The sequence below is a fragment of the Bradyrhizobium sp. WYCCWR 12699 genome (genome assembly GCF_032144035.1).
GTDB lineage: Bacteria > Pseudomonadota > Alphaproteobacteria > Rhizobiales > Xanthobacteraceae > Bradyrhizobium.
The window spans coordinates 430,553-449,596 of record NZ_JAVTJN010000036.1; the positions used below are offsets into that span (position 1 = coordinate 430,553).

Sequence of the window (19,044 nt, forward strand, 5' to 3'; positions counted from 1 at the left end):
CTGTTGGTTTTCGAGTTCCTGGGGCTGGCGCTGGTCGGCATGTGCGTGGTCGTGGTGGCGCTGCCCTGCGCCCGCAAATCCTCGCACCGGGTCCGCTACGAATAGGAATTTCGTCGGAAAAAGACGATTCCGGACCGAATGCAAGGCTCGAATTCGCATCGAGCCCCTTGACATCACAGCACTTTCGGCAGAACGGCTGATATCAAGTGTCATGGGCCGTTCATGGATTTAATTACCACCACCGCTGACCTCGCGGCTGCCTGCAGCCGGCTGGCCAAGCACCCCGTCATTACCGTCGATACCGAGTTCCTGCGCGAGACCACCTATTACCCGCTGCTGTGCGTGGTGCAGATGGCCAGCGCCGAGGAAGCCATCGTCATCGATACCCTGGCCGCCGGCATCGACCTCAAGCCGTTCTTCGAGCTGATGGCCAATGAGAGCGTGCTGAAGGTCTTCCACGCCGCCCGTCAGGACATCGAGATCATCTGGCATCAGGCCAACATCATCCCGCACCCGGTGTTCGACACCCAGGTCGCCGCGATGGTGCTCGGTTACGGCGACAGCATCGCCTACGACGCGCTTGTCGAGAAGGTCACCGGCCACCGCCCGGACAAGACCCACCGCTTCACCGACTGGTCGCGCCGGCCGCTGACCAAGGAGCAGATGCATTACGCGGTGTCCGACGTCACCCATTTGCGCGACGTGTTCGCAGCGCTCGACGCCGATCTCAAGAAGCGCCGCCGCAGCGAATGGGTCTCCATCGAGATGGAGGTCCTCACCTCCCCCAGAACCTACGACTTCCACCCCGAGCGCGCCTGGGAGCGGCTGAAGACGCGCGTGCGCAAGCCGAAGGATCTCGCCGTCCTCATGGAGGTCGCCGCCTGGCGCGAGCAGGAGGCGCAGAGCCGTGACGTGCCGCGCGGCCGCGTGCTGCGCGACGAGGCGGTCACCGACATTGCGACCCACGCGCCGACCACGCTGGAGAAACTCGCCCATCTGCGCTCGGTGCCGAAGGGGTTCGAGAAATCCAAATGGGGCGCGGACATCGTCGCCGCGGTCGAGCGCGGCCTGGCCCGGGACTTTGCGACCCTGCCGAAGCTGGAGAAGCCGCGCAACAACAACAATGGCGCGGCCATCGTCGAGCTCCTGAAGGTGCTGCTGCGCATGACCGCCGAGAAGCATGCGGTCGCCAGCAAGGTGATCGCGACGGTCGACGACCTCGAAGAGATCGCAGCCGACGACGAGGCCGACGTCCCCGCCCTGCGCGGCTGGCGCCGCGAGCTGTTCGGTGACGCCGCGCTGAAGCTGAAGCGCGGCGAGCTGGCGCTGGCGGTCGAGAAAGGCCGCGTGATCGGAGTTCAGCGGGCGTAACGGTCAGCCGCACCGCCTCTCCACTGTCATTGCGAGGAGCTCTAGCGCCGAAGCAATCCAGACTGTTTCCGATGAGGGATTCTGGATTGCTTCGCTGCGCTCGCAATGACGGAATTTGAGGCCGTGGCTCGGCTTACGCCGGCGTCAGCTTGGCCACTTCCGGCTTCATGTCGTTCAGCACGCCGGTAATCGCTGCGACCAGATCGTCGATGTGGGACTTGTTGACGATCAACGGCGGGCAGATCGCGATCGCATCCAGCATGTTGCGCGAGATCACGCCGCGCTCCTGGAGCATGCGGCTGGCGATGCCGCCGACCGCGCCGGGCGTGCTGGCGGCCGTCTTGCGGCCCTTGTCCAGCACGAGCTCGATCGCCGCGATCATGCCGACGCCGCGGACCTCGCCGACCAGCGGATGGCTGGTGAGCTCGCGCAGCTTGCCTTGCATATAGGCACCGAGTTCGGCGGCATGCGCGACCAGGCCGCGCTCCTCGATGATCTTCAGATTCTCCAGCGCGATCGCCGAGCCGACCGGATGGCCGCCCGCGGTGAAGCCGTGGCCGAGCACGCCGATCTTGTTGCTCTCGTCCGCGATCGGCTCGAACATGCGGTCGTTCATGATGATCGCCGAGAACGGGAAATAGCTCGAGGTGATCTGCTTGGAGACCACGAGCACGTCCGGCTTGATGCCGTAGGTCTCGCAGCCGAACATCTTGCCGGTGCGGCCGAAGCCGCAGATCACTTCGTCGGCGACCAGCAGGATGTCGTACTTCTTCAGGACCGCCTGGATCTTGTCCCAATAGGTCGCCGGCGGCACGATGACGCCGCCTGCCCCCATCACCGGCTCGCCGAAGAACGCCGCGATCGTATCGGGTCCCTCCTTCTGGATCAGGGCATCGAGCTCCTCCGCCCGGCGCGTCGCAAACGCCTCCTCGCTCTCGCCGGCAGCGCCGTCCTTGTAGAAATGCGGCGAGCCCGTGTGCAGGATGTTCGGCAGCGGCAGGTCGAACGAGCGGTGATTGTTCGGCAGGCCCGTGAGGCTGGCCGACGCAATGGTGACGCCGTGATAGGCGCGCATCCGGCTGATCACCTTCTTGCGCTGCGGCTGGCCGAGCGCGTTGGAGCGATAGGCGATCAGCTTCAACACGGTGTCGTTGGCTTCCGAGCCGGAATTGGTGAAGAACACCTTGCTCATCGGCACAGGCGCAAGCGCCACCAGTTTCTCGGCGAGGTCGATCGAGGGCCCGTGCGATTTGGCGGAGAACGTGTGATAGAATGGCAGCGCCTGCATCTGCTTGTATGCGGCCTCGACCAGCCGCTTCTCGTTGAAGCCGAGCCCGACGCTCCATAGACCGGCCATCGCCTCGAAATAGCGCTTGCCCGATGCATCGAAGACGTAAGGACCATCACCGCGTTCGATCACCAGGGGACCGGCCTGCTGATGCGTGCGCGCGTTGGTGTAGGGATGGAGCTGATAGGCCACATCCCGGGCCTCTTGCGAATTGGGCAGCATGGACATTGCTAGAGATCCTTGAAAGCGTCACGTCGCAGGCATAGCCGGCGTCATCACTCGATGATCGAGTACCTTGGCTATTGCGACAGCGCAGAACTTGCAACGCCAATTCGTCGGCAGCAAGCGCTCAGCAGCGTTGCACAAAGCCGCAGATGACAAAGCCGCGCATCACGGAAGGGCACGTCACAAGACCGCGGGTCGGAGAGCCGCTGGGCCAGCTCTCACGCCGCGTCGTCGTCATGCCCGTCGTCGGCGCCGGCTGCGGCTTCCCTCACCTCCACCAGCGCCATCGAAAGCAGATAGACCGTCGTCGGCAGGCCAAGCCTGCGCGCCTTCTCGGCGGCATGCGACAGGTCGCTCGCCAGCTCCTTGAGCTCGTCTCCCCGTGACAATCTCTCACCCCATCCGCCGGTCGCGGCCGCCTACACCGCAACGGCGCCGCTGGTTCTGATCAGTTCGGCGCTGGACTGGATTGTAGCAAAATTCCCGATGACATTCACTACCGCATGCTTATAGGCGGCGGCATCGCCCGTGGCCGGCTGCCGGCAAGCAACGGCGTCGGCGACGACCTGATAGCGATGGCTGCGGTGAAACCCGTCGGCGGCGGTGGCCAGGATGGTCTCGTCGAGGGAAAAACCGATCAGAATGCAGCGGACATTGCGGATATTGGACATGTAGTCCACAAACCGCGACGAGCTGTAGGCGGACGGGAGCGGATGCTCGAACGTCAGCTCGCCCGGCCGCGGCTTCATCTCCGCAATCCAATCGGTCAGCCTTGATGCCGGATTGAACCACGCGGCCTGCGCAATACGCTTCAGATGCATCACGGGCCACAGATTGCCGCGCCAAAGCATCAACAGTTCCAGGCAGCGTGCGGTCGCTGCGTCGCCGTCGAGGATGACATGGCGACGCCCGGGGGTCAGATATTCGACCTGAAGATCCGCACAGACCAAGAGCGGCGGATCGTCGTGGATGGAAGCCAGCATTGTCTTGCGCCAGGCTGCACCAATTTCAGCGGTCGGCGGGCGCGAGGTCCCGCAGCGGTGAGGTCACCGCCCGCCCCGCCGAGGCGTCGAGCACGCCCGGCCGGTCCCAATCGCCCTCGGGACGGATGATCACATAGGGATCGCTGTCCAGCGTGATCGCGTCCGGGCCCGGCTCGATCTCCAACAGCATCTCCGTGTAGGAAAAATCCGAGAACGTGATCTTGCGATTATGGCCGAGCGGCTTGGCGCCGAAATGCGCCCAGAAGTCGACCAGCCTGTCCTGCGCCTGACCGTAGATCTTGCGAAATCCCTTGCGCTTCACGTAGTCGACACTGGCCTGCACCAGCTTGAACGAGACGCGCGAGCGCCGGTATTGGTGACGCACCGCGAGCCGCTCCACCTTGGCGAAATCGCCGAAGAAGCGCACCCGCAGACAGCCCGCAGGTTCGTTGCCGACGAAGCCGATGAAGTGCGCCGCGACCATGTCGTTGCCGTCGAACTCCTCCTCGAAGGGACAATCCTGCTCGGCGAGATAGACCGCGGAACGAATGGCGGTGACCAGCATGAGATCGTTTGGATCGCGCGCAAGGCGGATGGTGATGGCGCGGGAACAGGGCTTGGCGACGGGAATCCTAGTACCGTGCATCTGCAAAACTCCTTGCTTGAATGATCGGGCCCGCCATACGCATGGGTTGCCGATGCCAGGGCCGCTCGTAGCACCAGAGGTCGGGCTGGAAACTCGGGACCGGCGCGAAGCCGGTCGCCTTCATGATGTCGCGTCCTGCCACCGTTGACGGCTGCGCATAGCAATCCGCGCCGCGAAACCTTAGCTGTCGCAGGTGTGCAGCCGCCTTGCCGAGACCAGCGATGCCGCGCCCCGTCGCCGCGATCGCCCAGATGTAGATGGCGGCGACCTCTTCCTTCGCGGAAGCGAGATAGTGCGTCTCAGGCGCAGTGAGGCAGATCTCGTCGAGCAGCAGCGCATCGTGCCCGCGGTCGTTGAGGAACAGGAAGGCCATACCGCCGACGAACTGGCCCTTTCGGCTGAATGTCAGGATGCTCTGGGGATCGAACGTGAAGTATCGCGCAAGCTCTTCTGTCCCGATCCGCACGCCCGGCACCATCCGGTGCGCCATCTGCGCAAGTGCGGAAATTTCGGAAAATTGCGCGCAGCGGACATCGACGTCCGCGCTCAGCGGCAAGGCATCGAAATCATGCCTTGCGGCAAACGAGCCCCTTTCCATACCCATGTCACGCCTCTATCGTTCGAGGCTTCGTGCCCCGCTATGCCATCGAGCTTAGCGGCTGGGGATCAGGAGTATGCAGCAGTTATTGCACCGGGGTGCTGCGATGATGCAGCACCGTGAAGAAGCCCTGGATGCGTCCTGGGACGATTTGAAACTGTTTTTAGCGTGCGCAAAGTATAAAAGTTTTCGCAATGCCGCCGAGGAGCTCGGGCTCACCTCGACCACGCTGATGCGCCGGGTCGACCGGCTCGAAGAGAGCATCGGCTGCAAGCTGTTCCTGCGCGACCAGAGCGGGCTCACGCTCAGCGATGAAGGCACCGCGATGATCGCCGACGTTGCGCATATGGAGCGTCATGCCTTCAACGTCTTCCGGCGCGCGTCGCGGTCGTCGAACGACACCTCGGGCATCGTGCGCGTCGCGGTGACGGAGGGCCCCGGCAATTTCTGGATCCTGCCACGACTGATCGACTTCCAGAAGACCTACCGCAGGATCACCGTCGACCTGCGCTGCGCGATGGAGCAGGCCGACGTCGCACGGCTTGAATCTGACATCGCGATCCAGCTCGAGCCGCCGACCAATCCCGATTTGATCGTCGCCAAGCTCGGCCGTCTCCACATCTATCCCTTCGTCTCCAAGGAATACGAAAACCTCTACGGTGTGCCCGCGACCCTTGCGGAGCTGAAGAACCACCGCATCATCAAGCAGAGCGCACCGCAGGTCGACGACGGCGCCTATGCCCGTGTGCTCGGATTGAAGTCGCTGGAGGGTATCGTCGGGATCAAGACCAATTCCTCGGTCGGCGTTCTATACGCCGTCGAACGAGGCGCCGGCATCGGCTTCCTGCCGACGGTCTCGATCGCGCTTGGCGCGCCGCTGGTCGCCGTCGATCTCGGCGTCAGCCACCACGCCGATCTCTGGCTCACCTATCACAAGGAGTTCCGAACCTCCGAGCGCCACAAGATCGTGGTCGACTGGCTGAAGAAGATCTTCGATCCCAAGGCCTATCCCTGCTTCCGCGACGAGTTCATCCATCCGAACGCGCTGGTGCCGATGATGACGGCCGCGCGGGAGGGTTTTGGCCTGACGGGATATGTCGCGGCGACGCCGGCCTGAACAGCCAGGCGAGCTTTCCGCTCACCATTTGTATTCGAAACCGAACGTGCCCTGGTGCGACGTCAGCAAGCTGCGAAACTTGCCGTCGTAATTGACGTAGAGCCGCGCCACGTTGGTCAGGCTGAGCGAAGCCGAGGCTCCGGCATCCGCGCCGTAGCGGCTCTCGCCGATGCCGGGAACGACGATGCTCTGGGTTCCCAGGCTGACCTGGATCGATCCGAGATCCTGATGGAAATTGTCGACGAATTTGCCGTAGGCGGACAGGTCGAGGATCTTCTGGTCGATGATGAAGTAGCGGCCGATCTCGGCCCCGATCATCACGCGCGCGCGTGAGAGCGCGGTCGAGCCGACGTTCAGCGGGTCGAGGCCGCCGGTCTCCTGGAACGCCGCACTGGTGGCGCGCACATATTCCAGCGCCCCCTTCGGCACGATACGCATCTGGTCCTTGGTCCAGTAATAGCTGATCTCGGTCAGTGCGCCGTCGATCGCGGCGCGATAGCCCGCAGTCGCAAGGCCGACGCCGGTGTCGCGGCTGGAGCGGACCTTGCCGAAGCCGTGCACCACGGCAAAGGCCCAGGTCCACGGGCCCTTGTCGACCGAACCGTTGATGCCGATTTGCGTCAGGTCGAGCGTCGCCGACTGCAGCGCCAGCGGCACGTCGATGTCGGTATGGCTCTGGTCGACGGAGAAGCCGAGATTGACACCCGGTGCCACGCGCGCGCCGAAGCCGGCGACGCCGCCGGCCGTCTTGCGCTTGTCGCCGACAAAGTCGCCTTGTGCGTCGGAGCGCACAGAGATGCCGTAGCCCTCGAACCAGGTGCGATAGCGCGGATCTTCCGTGCTCGCCGACGCGCCGCCGCCGCCGGGATTGGTGCGGGACGCCCGGTTGAAACCGCCCGAAGCCTGGTTGCCGAGCCGCTCCAGGAAGTTGGAGCCGAGATTGAGCGCGCTGTTGCCGACCGACTGGTCGTAATTGGTCGCCGTCGGTGACGGCATCGGGGTCGGTGACGGCGTGGGTGTCGGGGTCGGCGTCGGCGTCGGGCTTTGCGCGAAGACCGGCGCGGTCGCCGACATCATCAGGACAAGCGCAAACGCCACCGCGATCGCGGCCGCGACCCTGCGGACGCGGTCCAGCCCGATCGTCTGCCGTGTCCCGGAGGGCTGCGATGTGCAGCACATGACGACAAATCCCGAAGCAAAAGGCGGCGCGCAAAAATGCAACACGCGCGGCGCGCGCATGTCGCGATTTGTGCCGAACTGCTGCGGAGGGTCAACCGCTGAGCACGCTGTCACCGAGGCTATTGCCTCGATTGTGGTTCCGCGGCCACAGGTCGGAAATTGCAGGGCGGCACGCCCTGCCCGCCCTTGAAATTCGCGCACTGCTTGCTAACGCGCGATTTTCATGTTGCAATATTGGACACAATCGGAATTGGCCGCTCGCTGTGCGTTTCGCGACGTTGAGACTCGAACAGACTTCGGAAGCCCGTTTGTGGCGTGGCACGCGAAACAGCGGCCGCGTCTTTTTTATACCTAGTGGAGGAGACTAGCGATGCCGCAAAAGGGCACCGTCAAATGGTTCAACCCGACCAAGGGCTATGGGTTCATCAAGCCGAATGGCGGCGACAAGGACGTCTTCGTCCACATCTCCGCCGTCGAGCGTGCCGGACTCTCCACCCTCAACGAAAACCAGGTGGTTGAATACGACCTCGTGGAGAACCGCGGCAAAGCCTCCGCGGAGAACCTCAAGGTCTCCTGATTTCTCTCAAGACCGACATGCGAGAGATCATGACGTTGCCCCCGGCTCCGCCGGGGGATTTCGTTTGGAAAGAACCGCCGCGAGGACAGCGCTTCAGCGCACCACCGGCGCAACCAGAAAATTCTCCGACGGCCCGCTTCCTTCCGTCCTGCACACATCGCCCTCGATCCGGACCTTGCCGGTCGCAAGCAGCCGCAGCGCCTCAGGGTAGATGCGGTGTTCGACTTCGAGGATGCGCTCGGACAGCGTATCCCCCGTGTCGTGGTCGCTGACGGGAACCGCGCCCTGCATCACGATCGGGCCGGCATCGGTCTCGGGGATCACGAAGTGCACCGTCGCGCCAGACAGCTTGACGCCGGCGCGCAAGGCCTGGCCGTGTGGATCGAGGCCGGGGAAGGACGGCAGCAGCGAGGGATGGATGTTGAGCATCCGCCCGTACCAGGCCCTCGTGAACTCGGCCGTGAACAGGCGCATGAAGCCGCCGAGGCAAATCAGCTCGATGCCGTGCTGGTCGAGGGCGGCCTGCAACACCTTCTCGAAGCCGGCGCGGTCCTTGCCGAACGGCTTGCTCTCGATCACCAGCGTATTCACGCCGGCCGCTTTGGCACGTTCGAGCCCGAGCGCATCGGCCTTGTTCGAGATGACAAGCGAGATCTCGGCCGGGAAATCCGCCGCGCTTGCGGCCTTGATCAGCGCGGCCATGTTGGAACCGCGGCCGGAGATCAGGATGGCGACGCGGCGCTTCATCACAGCGCCAGTCATCACAATGCCATGTCGAGATGGCCGTTATAGACGACGCGGTGCTCGCCGTCGGCCGGGATCACCGTGCCGAGTTGCGCCACCGTCTCGCCGGCCTCGGTAAAGACCTGCATGACCTGCTCGACCTTGTCGGGCTCGACGATCGCGATCATGCCGATGCCGCAATTAAAGGTGCGCAGCATCTCCAGCTCGGCGATGCCGGCCTGCGCTGCCAGCCATTTGAACACCGGCAGCACCGGCAGGCGCGCCAGATCAATGCCGACGCCGAGGCCGTTCGGCAGCACCCGCGGGATGTTGTCGGTAAAACCGCCGCCGGTGATGTGGGCAAGGCCCTTCACCGCGCCGGTCTCGCGGATCGCCCGCAGGCAGGATTTGACGTAGAGCTTGGTCGGCGTCAGCAGCGCGCCGCCGAGCGTCATGACCGGGGCGAACGGCGCCGGTGCGGCAAAGCCGAGGCCCGATTGTTCCACGATCTTGCGGACCAGTGAGAAGCCGTTGGAATGCACACCCGACGAGGCGAGGCCGATCACCGCATCGCCCGCCGCGATGTCCTTGCGCGGCAACAGCGTACCACGCTCGGCGGCACCGACGGCAAAGCCGCCGAGATCGTAATCGCCGTCCTTGTAGAGGCCTGGCATCTCGGCGGTCTCGCCGCCGATCAGCGCGCAGCCGGATTCGCGGCAGCCTTCCGCGACGCCCGCGACGATCGAGGCCGTGGCCTCGGGGTCGAGCTTGCCGCAGGCGAAATAGTCCAGGAAGAACAGCGGCTCGGCGCCCTGCACCACGAGGTCGTTGACGCTCATGGCGACGAGGTCGATGCCGATCCCGCCATGCAGCCCGGTCTCGATGGCGATCTTGACCTTGGTGCCGACACCGTCGGTCGCGGCCACCAGGACGGGGTCCTTGAAACCGGCCGCCTTGAGGTCGAACAGCCCGCCGAAGCCGCCGATCTCGGCGTCGGCGCCGGGCCGCGCCGTGGCGCGCACCATCGGCTTGATCAGATCGACCAGGCGGTTGCCCGCGTCGATATCGACGCCTGAATCGGCGTAAGTGAGGCCGTTTTTGCGGTCGGTCATGCCCGATTTCCAGTGGGTTTGCGGCTGGTTACGTCGAATTCCGGGGACGCGCAATGGCTCGCATGGCGCACCGCCATATACTATGTAGAGATATCAACCGGTTCAGCCTCCCGAGAGGCCGGATTCGAGGTCAGACCGGGTGCCGGGAAGCGCTTTCGTGAGTATTCCGAACATCATTACCCTGGGCCGCATCATGCTGGTCCCGATCATCGTCTGGGCCATCGTGTCGAGCCAAATGGAGGTCGCGTTCGCCGTCTTCCTGATCGCCGGTATCAGCGATGCCGTGGACGGCTTCCTGGCCAAGCGCTTCAACATGACGAGCGAACTCGGCGCCCTGCTCGATCCGCTCGCGGACAAGGCCCTGCTGGTCTCGATCTACATGGCGCTGGGGATCTGGGGGGCGATTCCGCGCTGGATCGTGATCCTGGTGGTCTCGCGCGACATCATGATCGTCGCCGCCGTGATCGTGTCCTGGCTGTTCGACCGGCCCGTCGAGATGAAGCCGTCGAAAGTGTCCAAGCTCAACACCGTTGCGCAAGTGGCGTTCGCGGCGCTGGTGCTGGCGGCGCTTGCCTTCGGCTTCAAGCCGGCCCCTTATGATATCATCCTGATGGGCCTCGTCACGGTCTTCACGCTCTCCTCGGTGTCGCTCTATCTCGTCGAGTGGCTGCGGCACATGAGCACGATCGAGGCCAAGTAAGAGTGGCCAAGTAAGAGTGGCCAAGTAAGAGCAGACCAAGTGAGAGGAGAAGCGGCCGCGCAAAAGGCCAACTCCGCTCGATCAAGTCGCATTCTTCAAACGGGCCGGCACGCCGGCATGGAGCAAAGCAAGCGTGGCAGGCCGCGTCCATCCCCGACAATTGGCGTTTTCGCTTCCGCATGCGGAGAGCCTCAGCCGGGACAATTTCCTTGAAGGCCCCGCCAACGCGGCTGGTCTGGCCCTGATCGAACGCTGGCCGGAATGGCCGAACCGGATCATGTGGCTGGCCGGCCCGGAAGGCAGCGGCAAGAGCCACCTCGCGGCGATCTGGGCCGAAATGTCGGGGGCACGCTCGACCGTCGCCAACGCCCTGACGGCCGCAGGCGTTCCGGGCGCGCTCGCCACCGGCGCGCTGGTGGTCGAGGATAACAGGGCCAAGGACTTCGACGAACGCGCCCTCTTCCACCTGATGAACCTCGCCCGCGAGGACGGCGCCTATGTGCTGTTCACCGGACGCGAGGTGCCGGCGGCGCTGGAGATCGAGCTTCGCGACCTGCGCTCGCGCCTGCGCGCGGTGCCTGTTGTCACGCTGCTGCCCCCCGACGACCAGCTCTTCCGCGGCCTGATCGTCAAATTCTGCGCCGACCGCCAGCTCAATGTGGACGAGAGCGTGGTCGGCTACCTCGCCACCCGCCTGGAGCGGTCCTCGGCCGCGGCCCGCCAGGCCGTGGAACTGCTCGACAGCGAGGCCCTGCGGCTCGGCCGCCCCGTCACCAGGGCGCTGGCCGCCGAGCTGCTCCGGGACGCCTGACCCCGGTCTACCCCGCACCACGGCCGGACGAAGCCCGCTTGACGCCGCCAAGCGGCGGAACATCAATGTCATCGAAACGTCATCGCTCTAACACATGCTCCCGCAGGTTTTGCGCATAGATCGCAAAGTGAGGCGAGACAGGATGGACCGGCTTCTGATGGACTCTGCGCAAGCTATTGAAACTAAAGAAAAAGCCCCGGAAGCCGAAGGCCCGCCGGCGATCGCATCGAGCCCCGAACGGTTCATTAATCGCGAGCTCTCCTGGCTGCATTTCAACCGCCGCGTCCTGGAGGAATCGGTCAATCCCAGCCACCCCATGCTCGAGCGGGTGCGATTCCTGTCGATTTCCGCGAATAATCTCGACGAGTTCTTCATGGTCCGGGTCGCCGGCATCAAGGCGCAGATCCGCGAGGGCATCGCCGAACGCAGCCCCGACGGCCTGACGCCATCCGAGCAGCTCGCCCTGATCAATCGCACCGTCTCCGAACTCGCCTCCGACCAGCAGGCGATCTGGCGCGACCTGCGCGGCACGCTGGCCGATGTCGGCATCGTGCTGGTGGACGGCAAGGACGTCACCAAGGCGGAACGGACCTGGATCGAGGACTACTTCCTCAACAACGTGTTCCCGCTGCTGACGCCGCTGGCGATCGACCCGGCGCACCCCTTCCCGTTCATCCCGAGCCTCGGCTTCACCATCGCGCTCCAGCTCACGCGCGCCGCCGACGGCAGGCAGATGAACGCGCTGATCCGCATGCCCGGCAAGATCGACCGCTTCATCCGCCTGCCGGCCGAGGGCAAGACCGTTCGGCTGATCTCGCTGGAGCAGGCCACCGCCCTGTTCATCAACCGCCTGTTCCCCGGCTACAATCTGCACGGCCAGGGCGCCTTCCGGATCATCCGCGACTCCGAACTCGAAATCGAGGAAGAGGCGGAAGACCTCGTCCGCCTGTTCGAGACCGCGCTGAAGCGCCGCCGCCGCGGGTCGGTGATCCGGCTCGAGATCGACGCCAAGATGCCGGAGCAGCTGCGCAGCTTCGTCCAGCACGCACTCTCGGCCGCCGACGACGAGGTCTTCCTGGTCGACGGCGTGCAGGCGATGAACGAGCTCTCGCAGCTCACCCGCCTCGACCGCCCCGACCTCGAATTCACCCCTTACGTGCCGCGACATCCCGAGCGCGTGCGCGAGCATGGCGGCGACATCTTTGCCGCGATCCGTCAGAAGGACCTCGTCGTCCATCACCCCTACGAATCCTTCGACGTCGTGGTGCAGTTCCTGCAGCAGGCCGCGCGCGACCCCGACGTCGTCGCGATCAAGCAGACGCTCTACCGCACCTCCAACAACTCGCCGATCGTGCGCACGCTCGCCGAAGCCGCCGAGGCCGGAAAATCGGTCACGGCGCTGATCGAGCTGAAGGCGCGCTTCGACGAGGAAGCCAACATCCGCTGGGCGCGCGACCTCGAACGCGCCGGCGTGCAGGTCGTTTACGGCTTCCTCGAGCTGAAGACGCACGCCAAGCTCTCGATGGTGGTGCGCCGCGAGGGCGGCAGCCTCACCACCTATGTCCATACCGGCACCGGCAACTATCACCCCGTCACCGCGCGCATCTACACCGATCTCTCCTACTTCACCTCCGATCCGACCATCGGCCGCGATGCCGCGCGCGTGTTCAATTTCATCACCGGCTATGCCGCGCCGAGCGATCTGGAAAAGATGGCGGTGTCGCCGCTCACCCTGCGCAAGCGCATCATCGAGCACATCCAGGGCGAGACCGCGCATGCGCGGCACGGCCGCCACGGTGCGGTCTGGATGAAGATGAATGCGCTGGTCGATCCCGACATCATCGACGCGCTCTACGAGGCCTCCCAGGCCGGCGTGCAGGTCGAGCTCGTGGTGCGCGGTATCTGCTGCCTGCGCCCTGGCATTCCCGGCCTGTCCGAGAACATCCGCGTCAAGTCGATCATCGGGCGCTTCCTGGAACACGGCCGAATCTACTGTTTCGGCATGGGCCAGGGTCTGCCGAGCGCCAAAGCGGCTGTGTATATCTCGTCCGCCGACATGATGCCGCGCAACCTCGACCGCCGCGTCGAGGTGCTGTGTCCGCTGCAAAATCCGACGGTGCATCAGCAGGTTCTCGAACAGATCATGGTCGCCAACCTCAAGGACAATGAGCAGAGCTGGCAATTGTTGCCGGATGGGTCTTCAACGCGTATGAAGACCGCGAAGGGCGAGGAGCCTTTCAACGTCCACAACTACTTCATGACAAATCCGAGTCTGTCTGGCCGTGGAAAGTCGCTCAAGGAATCCTCGCCGCGTCGTCTCACGCGCCGGAACGAACGCCATCAATCCTGATCGGGGATGTCCGACGTGAAGCGGCCGCGCAAGCGCGGCTCGAGCGTCGCGGTCATCGATATCGGTTCCAATTCGGTCCGTCTCGTCGTCTACGAGGGACTGACGCGGAGCCTCATCCCGATCTTCAACGAAAAGACGTTGTGCGGTCTCGGGCGCGAGGTGCAGAGCACCGGCCTGCTCGCCCCTGACGCCGTCGACAAGGCGCTGACCTCGCTCAAGCGCTTTCGCGCGTTGTGCCGCGTCATGCAGGTCGGCCGCGTCTTCGCGATCGCGACCGCGGCCTGCCGCGACGCCTCCAACGGCCCCGATTTCATCGCGAAGGCCGAGCGCATCTGCGCCGTGAAGATCGAGATCCTGTCAGGCCCGCGCGAGGCGCGGCTGTCGGCGCTCGGCGTGATCTCCGGCATCCATCATCCCGACGGCATCGTCGGCGACCTCGGCGGCGGCTCGCTCGAACTGATCGACGTGCGCAAGAACAGCGTGCGCAGCGGCGTGACGCTGCCGCTCGGCGGGCTCGCGCTGCAGGATCTCGCGCACAAATCGCTCAAGCGCGCCGATCGCATCGTGCGGGAGGAGCTCGACGAGGTGCCGCAGCTCACGGCGGGTCGCGGCCGCACCTTCTACGCGGTCGGCGGCACCTGGCGCGCCCTCGCCCGGATCCACATCATCCAGAGCGGCTATCCGCTCCAGGTGATGCACGGCTATTCGCTGTCCGCGGCTGAAGCGCTCGACTTCTCCCGCAGGCTGCGGCGCCTGGCGGCCGCGGACATGCTCGCCGACATCGAGAGCGTCGCGGACGCGCGCCGCCCGCTCCTCACCTATGCGGCGCTGGTGCTCGAGCACATCATCCGCGTGGCGAAGCCGAAGACCATCGTGTTCTCGACCTTCGGCGTGCGCGAGGGCTTGCTGCACGAGAAGCTGCCCGAGGGGGAACGCAACAAGGACGGCCTGATCTGCGCCGCGGAAGAGCTGAACCGGTTGCTGTCACGCTCGGCCAAGCACGCCCACGAGCTGATCGCCTGGACCGATCGCCTCGCGCGCGTGGTCAAGCTGCGCGAGACCGCGGAGGACCGGCGGCTGCGCCACACCGCGTGCCTCTTGTCCGACATCGGCTGGCGCGTGCATCCCGATCACCGCGGCGAGCAGACGCTGAGCCTCGTCGTCAACGGCAATTTCGGCGCGATCACCCACACCGAGCGCGCCTTCGTCGGCCTGTCGGTGTTCTATCGCTATGCGGGTCTGAGCGAGGAAAACCAGCCGCCGGTCACGATGCAGGAATTGCTGACGCCGGCGCAGCTCGAACGCGCGCGCCTCTTGGGCGCTGCGTTCCGCGTCGCGCATCTGATCTCGGCAGCGCGCCCCGGCGTGCTGCCGGCCACGCACTTCCGGAGCCAGGGACGTAAACTGATGCTCGTGTTCGAGCACCGCCTCGGCGACCTCGTCGCCGACCGCGTCGGCAGCCGTTTCCGCCAGCTCGCCCGCTTGATCAATCGCGCCGGCTCGATCGTGCGGCGCTGACCAACCGAACAGCGCGGCGAGCGAACGGCTAGGTTGCCGGACCAGCAGCAGTCATCCGATCGCGGCCCTCCTCGGGCGCGACCATGGCTTTCAGTCCGCCAAGTTCGGACTCGGCAAGAACAAGCTGCCATCCATAGGCGCTGAGCACGTCTTGCACGATGGAAAGGCCGAGGCCAGCCCCTTCGCCACGCTCGTCCAGCCTTACTCCACGTTGGAGCACGCGTGCACGTTCGGCAGGCGCGATACCCGGACCGTCGTCTTCGACCGAGATCGCCGGTTTTGCCGCATCCGCAGCAATGCGCACCCGGCTCCTGGCGTGACGGGCGGCGTTTTCCATGAGATTGCCCAGCACTTCCGCCAGATCTGCGCGATCGAGTGGCACGCTCGGCTCGCCCGTCATGCGGATCTCGAAGTCGAGCCGCTGCGCTGCAGGCGTACGCGCCAGCGTCAGAATCAGGGACTGGACTAGCGGTTTGAGCGACGTGGAAATCCCGCCGCGCAGTCGTGCCGTCCCCCTCGCCCGCGCACGTGCCAGCTCGCGGTCGACGTGACGGCTCATTGTCTCGCCGACGGCTTCGATCGCCTGCGCGACCTCCAGCTCTCCGCGCTGGCGCAACAGCGCGACATCGGTCGCGAGTGCGGCAAGCGGCGTCTTCAACCCGTGCGCCAAGTCGGCGGCGCGGCTGCGCGACCGCTCGATTTCGCGTTCCTGGGCGTCAATCAGGCTGTTGACCTCTTCCACCAGCGGCTTGACCTCGGCAGGGACATCGACGGGAAGATGCTTGCATTGCCCGGAGCGGACGTCGGCGACGCCGCGACGAAGCGCGTCCAGCGGACGCAGGCCCAGTCCGACCTGGATCGAGGTAGCAGCCACCAGCACCAGACCCAGCACGCCAAGCGCCAGCGCCAGATCCCGGGCGAAATGCGAGGCGGCAGCCGATACGCGGGCGAGATCGGCCGCCACCGCGACGCGCACCGGCGCGCGGCGGTCGCCCAGGGTGAGCAGCACGCGGCGTTCACTGACCAGGAGGCGTGCGTTTGCCGGCCCGGGGATGATGTGGCGGTGCAATTCGCGAGGCGACGGCTCGTCCCGCGGGAGGTCCAACGCCGTGTCCCACAGCGAACGTGAACGCAGCACCTGACCGGCGTCGTCCGAGACCTGCCAGTACAAGCCCGAAAGCGGGTCGGCAAAACGCGGGTCGGCCGGCGGCCGGCCGACCACCAGCCTGCCCTGCGCATCGGCATCGATGCCCGCAACCAGCTGCTTCAGATAGACGTCGAGGTCGTCGCCGATGGTGCGCGCGACATGGCGTTCGAACAGCAGGGTCAGCCCGGCGCCGGCAATCGTCAGCGCGATCAGGATAGCTAGGAGTCCGCCAACGATCAGTCGCAGCCGCACCGAGCCCCAGCTCACGGCGTCGTCTCCGGCACCAGATAGCCGAAGCCGCGCCGGGTCTCGATCAGATCGGAACCCAGCTTCTTGCGAACGCGGCCGACCAGCACCTCGAGCGCGTTGGACTCGTGATCCTCACCGTGGCCATAAACGTTTTCATCGAGCTCCTGCTGCGACACCACGCGGCCACGATGGTGCAGGAGAAACGCAATCAGGCGATATTCCAACGGCGACAACGCGACGGGTACGCCGCGCAGCGTCACCTTCATCTGGCGTTCGTCGAGCTCGACGTCGCCCGCGATAATCCGTGGGGAGGCATGCCCGGCCGAGCGGCGCACGATCGAACGCAGCCGCGCCAGCAATTCCTCCATTCGGAACGGCTTCGGCAGATAATCGTCCGCGCCCGCGTCGATGCCATCGACGCGCTCGGCCCAGCTGCCGCGCGCCGTCAGGATCAGCACGGGCATAGACCGCCCGTTCGCGCGCCAACGCTTGAGTACCGCCAGACCGTCCATGCCGGGCAAGCCTAGATCGAGCACGATCGCGCCGTAATCCTCGGTGTCTCCGCGGAACCAGGCTTCCTCGCCGCTGCGGACCGTCTCGACCACATAACCGGCCGCGCGCAGCGCAGTTTCCACGTCGGCCGCGATCCGTCGGTCATCCTCCACGAGCAGTAGGCGCATCACTTCTCCTTGATGCGTTCGATCTCGCCGCTGCGCGCGTCCACGTGCGCTTCGTAGAGCCGGCCCTTGTCGTCGATCAGGCGAAACTCATAGATCCAGCGCCCTCGCGCCCGCTCTATCTCGACCCCCGCTATTTCGCCCGGCAGCTTGCCGCGAAGCGACGCGAGAATGTCGGCCAGTGACCTGATCTCGCCCGCCTCGACTGCGCGGCGAACCGCATCGGGCGCGCCTTTATCGTGATCGCCTGCGGCCGCAGGCATCGGCGCGAGCAGAACGCCTGCCAGCAATGGCCCCGCGAGGAATTCCACAAAACCAGAGGATCGCATTGGCAGAGAATGCCCCAATCAAGCTGACAGATAGCTGACGTGGATCAACAGGCGCCGGTCAGGGCTGTTCTGCCAAGGTCCGCTCATCGCCTCGCCGCATGACGCGGCCGGGCGCCACAAGCCGGAGAGAACCATGCGAAAGATCACCGTCTTCACTGCCACCGCCGCCGCCTTGCTCGCAGCCGCCGCAACCTCTCATGCCGGGAGTCTCGGGCGCCCCTGCACCGCGGCACCACAGACAGATTGGCTTCCGCTCGAGCAATTGCAGGCCAAGATCGAAGCCCAAGGATACAAGGTCCAGAAGGCTAAGCTCAAGAACGCCTGTGGCGAACTCTACACGATCGACAAGTCCGGCAGCCGGGTCGAATTGTTCATCGATCCGACCAACGGCCGGATCGTCGGACAGCTGTGAGGGGCTGCATCATGAGCGCCATTCACGACACGATCGTAGCTGGCGGCGCCATGCCGCCGGCTACGATCAAGGTCTGGGACCCCTTCGTGCGCGTGTTCCATTGGTCGCTGGCCGGGCTGTTTCTGCTCGCTTATGCGACCGGGGACGAGATCGAAAAGGTCCATATCGCCGCCGGCTACGCCATTGCCGGACTGCTTGCGCTACGCATCGTGTGGGGCTTCGTAGGACCGCACCATGCGCGCTTCAGCGACTTCGTGCGCGCGCCCCGCGTGGTGCTCACCTATTTACGCGACGTGGCGCTACTCAGGGCGCCACGCTATCTCGGCCACAATCCGGCCGGCGGCATGATGGTGGTGGCACTGATCGTCACGCTGCTCGGCACCTGCACCACCGGGTACATGATGACGACCGGCAGCTTCTGGGGAGCCAAATGGGTGGAGGAGGTCCATGAGACGTTCGCCCACATCACGATTGGCCTCGTGGTCGTCCACGTGCTCGGCGTGCTGGTGGCAAGCTTCGAGCACCGCGAGAGCCTGGTGACCGCGATGATCACCGGGAGGAAGCGCGCGTCGTAAGCGAAATGGGCCGGGCGCGAATGACTCGCGCGGCGCATCGCTCATCTGCCGACGAAGCGGCTTCCGTTCCACCACAGCGTTCGGCTCGTGCCTCTCCCGTCCACAACTTCAAGGACGGCCCGATCGTGGGAAGAGGACAGCCGAACGTCGGAAGCGTGCACGGAAAGCACACGCCGGTAACGTCCGCTTGTCGAGACATAGACCTCGTGCAGGCATCCTGCGGATCTGCAATAGGCCGTTCTGTTGCGGCAACGAAAATCGTCGAAGTGGAGCGCCAGGAATTGAGCGCCGGGCACGGTCAGATAGAGAGCAAAGCGTTGGGCGGCAGCGATCGGGGCGCCGCACGCGGCATCCCATTTCCGCACGTCGGCCCGGATTTCAGGCGGCAGCATGTCGATGTGCGCGGAGCTCCAGGGATCTTGGGCCGTTCCACTATGGGAGAGCGCCGGCTGCGAGA

21 protein-coding genes are annotated in these 19,044 nt (G+C 65.1%); 9 read left to right on the plus strand and 12 right to left on the minus strand.

Annotated features, from left to right (window positions below; genetic code table 11):
* Positions 1-222 precede the first annotated feature (222 nt).
* Positions 223-1,371: a ribonuclease D gene (rnd, locus tag RPS27_RS26895; protein ID WP_211417328.1), complete on the plus strand. Its 1,149-nt coding sequence runs from the start codon at positions 223-225 to the stop codon at positions 1,369-1,371.
* Between the two features lie 133 nt (positions 1,372-1,504).
* Here rnd and RPS27_RS26900 read toward each other — a convergent pair whose 3' ends face one another.
* From RPS27_RS26900 to RPS27_RS26920, 5 genes are all read right to left on the minus strand, one after another.
* Positions 1,505-2,887, minus strand: coding sequence for an aspartate aminotransferase family protein (locus RPS27_RS26900; RefSeq protein ID WP_194402419.1), 1,383 nt, complete (start codon positions 2,885-2,887; stop codon positions 1,505-1,507).
* Between the two features lie 215 nt (positions 2,888-3,102).
* Entirely contained in the window at positions 3,103-3,273 is a 171-nt protein-coding gene (locus RPS27_RS26905) for a hypothetical protein (protein ID WP_164718707.1), read from the minus strand.
* Positions 3,274-3,303: 30 nt separating this feature from the next.
* Positions 3,304-3,867 carry an isochorismatase family protein gene (locus tag RPS27_RS26910; protein WP_211417330.1) on the minus strand — a complete coding sequence of 188 codons (564 nt, stop codon included), beginning with the start codon at positions 3,865-3,867 and terminating at the stop codon, positions 3,304-3,306.
* A 25-nt stretch (positions 3,868-3,892) separates the two neighbouring features.
* On the minus strand, positions 3,893-4,513 hold the full coding sequence (locus RPS27_RS26915; RefSeq protein WP_212066149.1) for a GNAT family N-acetyltransferase: 621 nt from the start codon (positions 4,511-4,513) through the stop codon (positions 3,893-3,895).
* On the minus strand, positions 4,500-5,117 hold the full coding sequence (locus tag RPS27_RS26920) for a hypothetical protein (protein WP_212066147.1): 618 nt from the start codon (positions 5,115-5,117) through the stop codon (positions 4,500-4,502). The genes RPS27_RS26915 and RPS27_RS26920 overlap by 14 nt, the downstream gene beginning before the upstream one ends.
* Positions 5,118-5,187: 70 nt before the next feature.
* Between RPS27_RS26920 and RPS27_RS26925 the strand changes: the two genes are divergently transcribed.
* The gene (locus RPS27_RS26925; protein ID WP_212066145.1) at positions 5,188-6,228 is read left to right on the plus strand and encodes a LysR family transcriptional regulator; all 1,041 of its coding nucleotides are present in this window, start codon (positions 5,188-5,190) and stop codon (positions 6,226-6,228) included.
* 21 nt (positions 6,229-6,249) lie between these two features.
* On the opposite strand, the gene RPS27_RS26930 is transcribed toward RPS27_RS26925, so the two are convergent.
* Positions 6,250-7,407, minus strand: a complete 1,158-nt coding sequence (locus tag RPS27_RS26930) for an autotransporter outer membrane beta-barrel domain-containing protein (protein ID WP_212066143.1) — start codon at positions 7,405-7,407, stop codon at positions 6,250-6,252.
* Positions 7,408-7,777: 370 nt separating this feature from the next.
* On the opposite strand from RPS27_RS26930, the gene RPS27_RS26935 reads away from it, so the two are divergent.
* The gene (locus RPS27_RS26935; protein WP_018645416.1) at positions 7,778-7,984 is read left to right on the plus strand and encodes a cold-shock protein; all 207 of its coding nucleotides are present in this window, start codon (positions 7,778-7,780) and stop codon (positions 7,982-7,984) included.
* A gap of 93 nt (positions 7,985-8,077) precedes the next feature.
* Here the strand turns inward: RPS27_RS26935 and purN are convergent, their stop codons facing one another.
* Both purN and purM read right to left on the minus strand, forming a co-directional pair.
* Positions 8,078-8,731 (minus strand): phosphoribosylglycinamide formyltransferase, encoded by a 654-nt coding sequence (gene purN, locus RPS27_RS26940; RefSeq protein WP_194402425.1) that lies wholly within the window; start codon positions 8,729-8,731, stop codon positions 8,078-8,080.
* 14 nt (positions 8,732-8,745) lie between these two features.
* On the minus strand, positions 8,746-9,819 hold the full coding sequence (purM, locus tag RPS27_RS26945; RefSeq protein ID WP_211417335.1) for a phosphoribosylformylglycinamidine cyclo-ligase: 1,074 nt from the start codon (positions 9,817-9,819) through the stop codon (positions 8,746-8,748).
* A 157-nt stretch (positions 9,820-9,976) separates the two neighbouring features.
* Here purM and RPS27_RS26950 point away from each other — a divergent pair, with 157 nt between their 5' ends.
* From RPS27_RS26950 to ppx, 4 genes are all read left to right on the plus strand, one after another.
* Positions 9,977-10,519, plus strand: coding sequence for a CDP-alcohol phosphatidyltransferase family protein (locus tag RPS27_RS26950; protein ID WP_025035876.1), 543 nt, complete (start codon positions 9,977-9,979; stop codon positions 10,517-10,519).
* A gap of 133 nt (positions 10,520-10,652) precedes the next feature.
* Entirely contained in the window at positions 10,653-11,330 is a 678-nt protein-coding gene (locus RPS27_RS26955) for a DnaA ATPase domain-containing protein (RefSeq protein ID WP_212066142.1), read from the plus strand.
* 157 nt (positions 11,331-11,487) lie between these two features.
* Positions 11,488-13,680 (plus strand): RNA degradosome polyphosphate kinase, encoded by a 2,193-nt coding sequence (locus RPS27_RS26960; RefSeq protein WP_212066630.1) that lies wholly within the window; start codon positions 11,488-11,490, stop codon positions 13,678-13,680.
* 15 nt (positions 13,681-13,695) lie between these two features.
* Positions 13,696-15,198 (plus strand): exopolyphosphatase, encoded by a 1,503-nt coding sequence (gene ppx / locus RPS27_RS26965; RefSeq protein WP_212066628.1) that lies wholly within the window; start codon positions 13,696-13,698, stop codon positions 15,196-15,198.
* Positions 15,199-15,226: 28 nt separating this feature from the next.
* On the opposite strand, the gene RPS27_RS26970 is transcribed toward ppx, so the two are convergent.
* The 3 genes from RPS27_RS26970 to RPS27_RS26980 are packed head-to-tail and all read right to left on the minus strand — an operon-like array spanning position 15,227 to position 17,534.
* Complete coding sequence (locus RPS27_RS26970; RefSeq protein ID WP_212066140.1) at positions 15,227-16,612, minus strand: sensor histidine kinase; 1,386 nt, start codon at positions 16,610-16,612, stop codon at positions 15,227-15,229.
* Positions 16,609-17,274: a response regulator transcription factor gene (locus tag RPS27_RS26975; protein WP_211417340.1), complete on the minus strand. Its 666-nt coding sequence runs from the start codon at positions 17,272-17,274 to the stop codon at positions 16,609-16,611. Before RPS27_RS26975 ends, RPS27_RS26970 begins: the two co-directional genes overlap by 4 nt.
* On the minus strand, positions 17,274-17,534 hold the full coding sequence (locus RPS27_RS26980; protein ID WP_249156928.1) for a PepSY domain-containing protein: 261 nt from the start codon (positions 17,532-17,534) through the stop codon (positions 17,274-17,276). The genes RPS27_RS26975 and RPS27_RS26980 overlap by 1 nt, the downstream gene beginning before the upstream one ends.
* Before the next feature lie 199 nt (positions 17,535-17,733).
* Here RPS27_RS26980 and RPS27_RS26985 point away from each other — a divergent pair, with 199 nt between their 5' ends.
* Both RPS27_RS26985 and RPS27_RS26990 read left to right on the plus strand, forming a co-directional pair.
* A complete protein-coding gene (locus tag RPS27_RS26985; RefSeq protein ID WP_211417342.1) occupies positions 17,734-18,012 on the plus strand; it encodes a PepSY domain-containing protein in 279 nt (92 codons plus the stop codon).
* Between the two features lie 11 nt (positions 18,013-18,023).
* On the plus strand, positions 18,024-18,587 hold the full coding sequence (locus RPS27_RS26990; RefSeq protein WP_212066136.1) for a cytochrome b/b6 domain-containing protein: 564 nt from the start codon (positions 18,024-18,026) through the stop codon (positions 18,585-18,587).
* A 41-nt stretch (positions 18,588-18,628) separates the two neighbouring features.
* Here RPS27_RS26990 and RPS27_RS26995 read toward each other — a convergent pair whose 3' ends face one another.
* Entirely contained in the window at positions 18,629-18,979 is a 351-nt protein-coding gene (locus RPS27_RS26995) for a hypothetical protein (protein WP_212066135.1), read from the minus strand.
* Between the last annotated feature and the right edge of the window lie 65 nt (positions 18,980-19,044).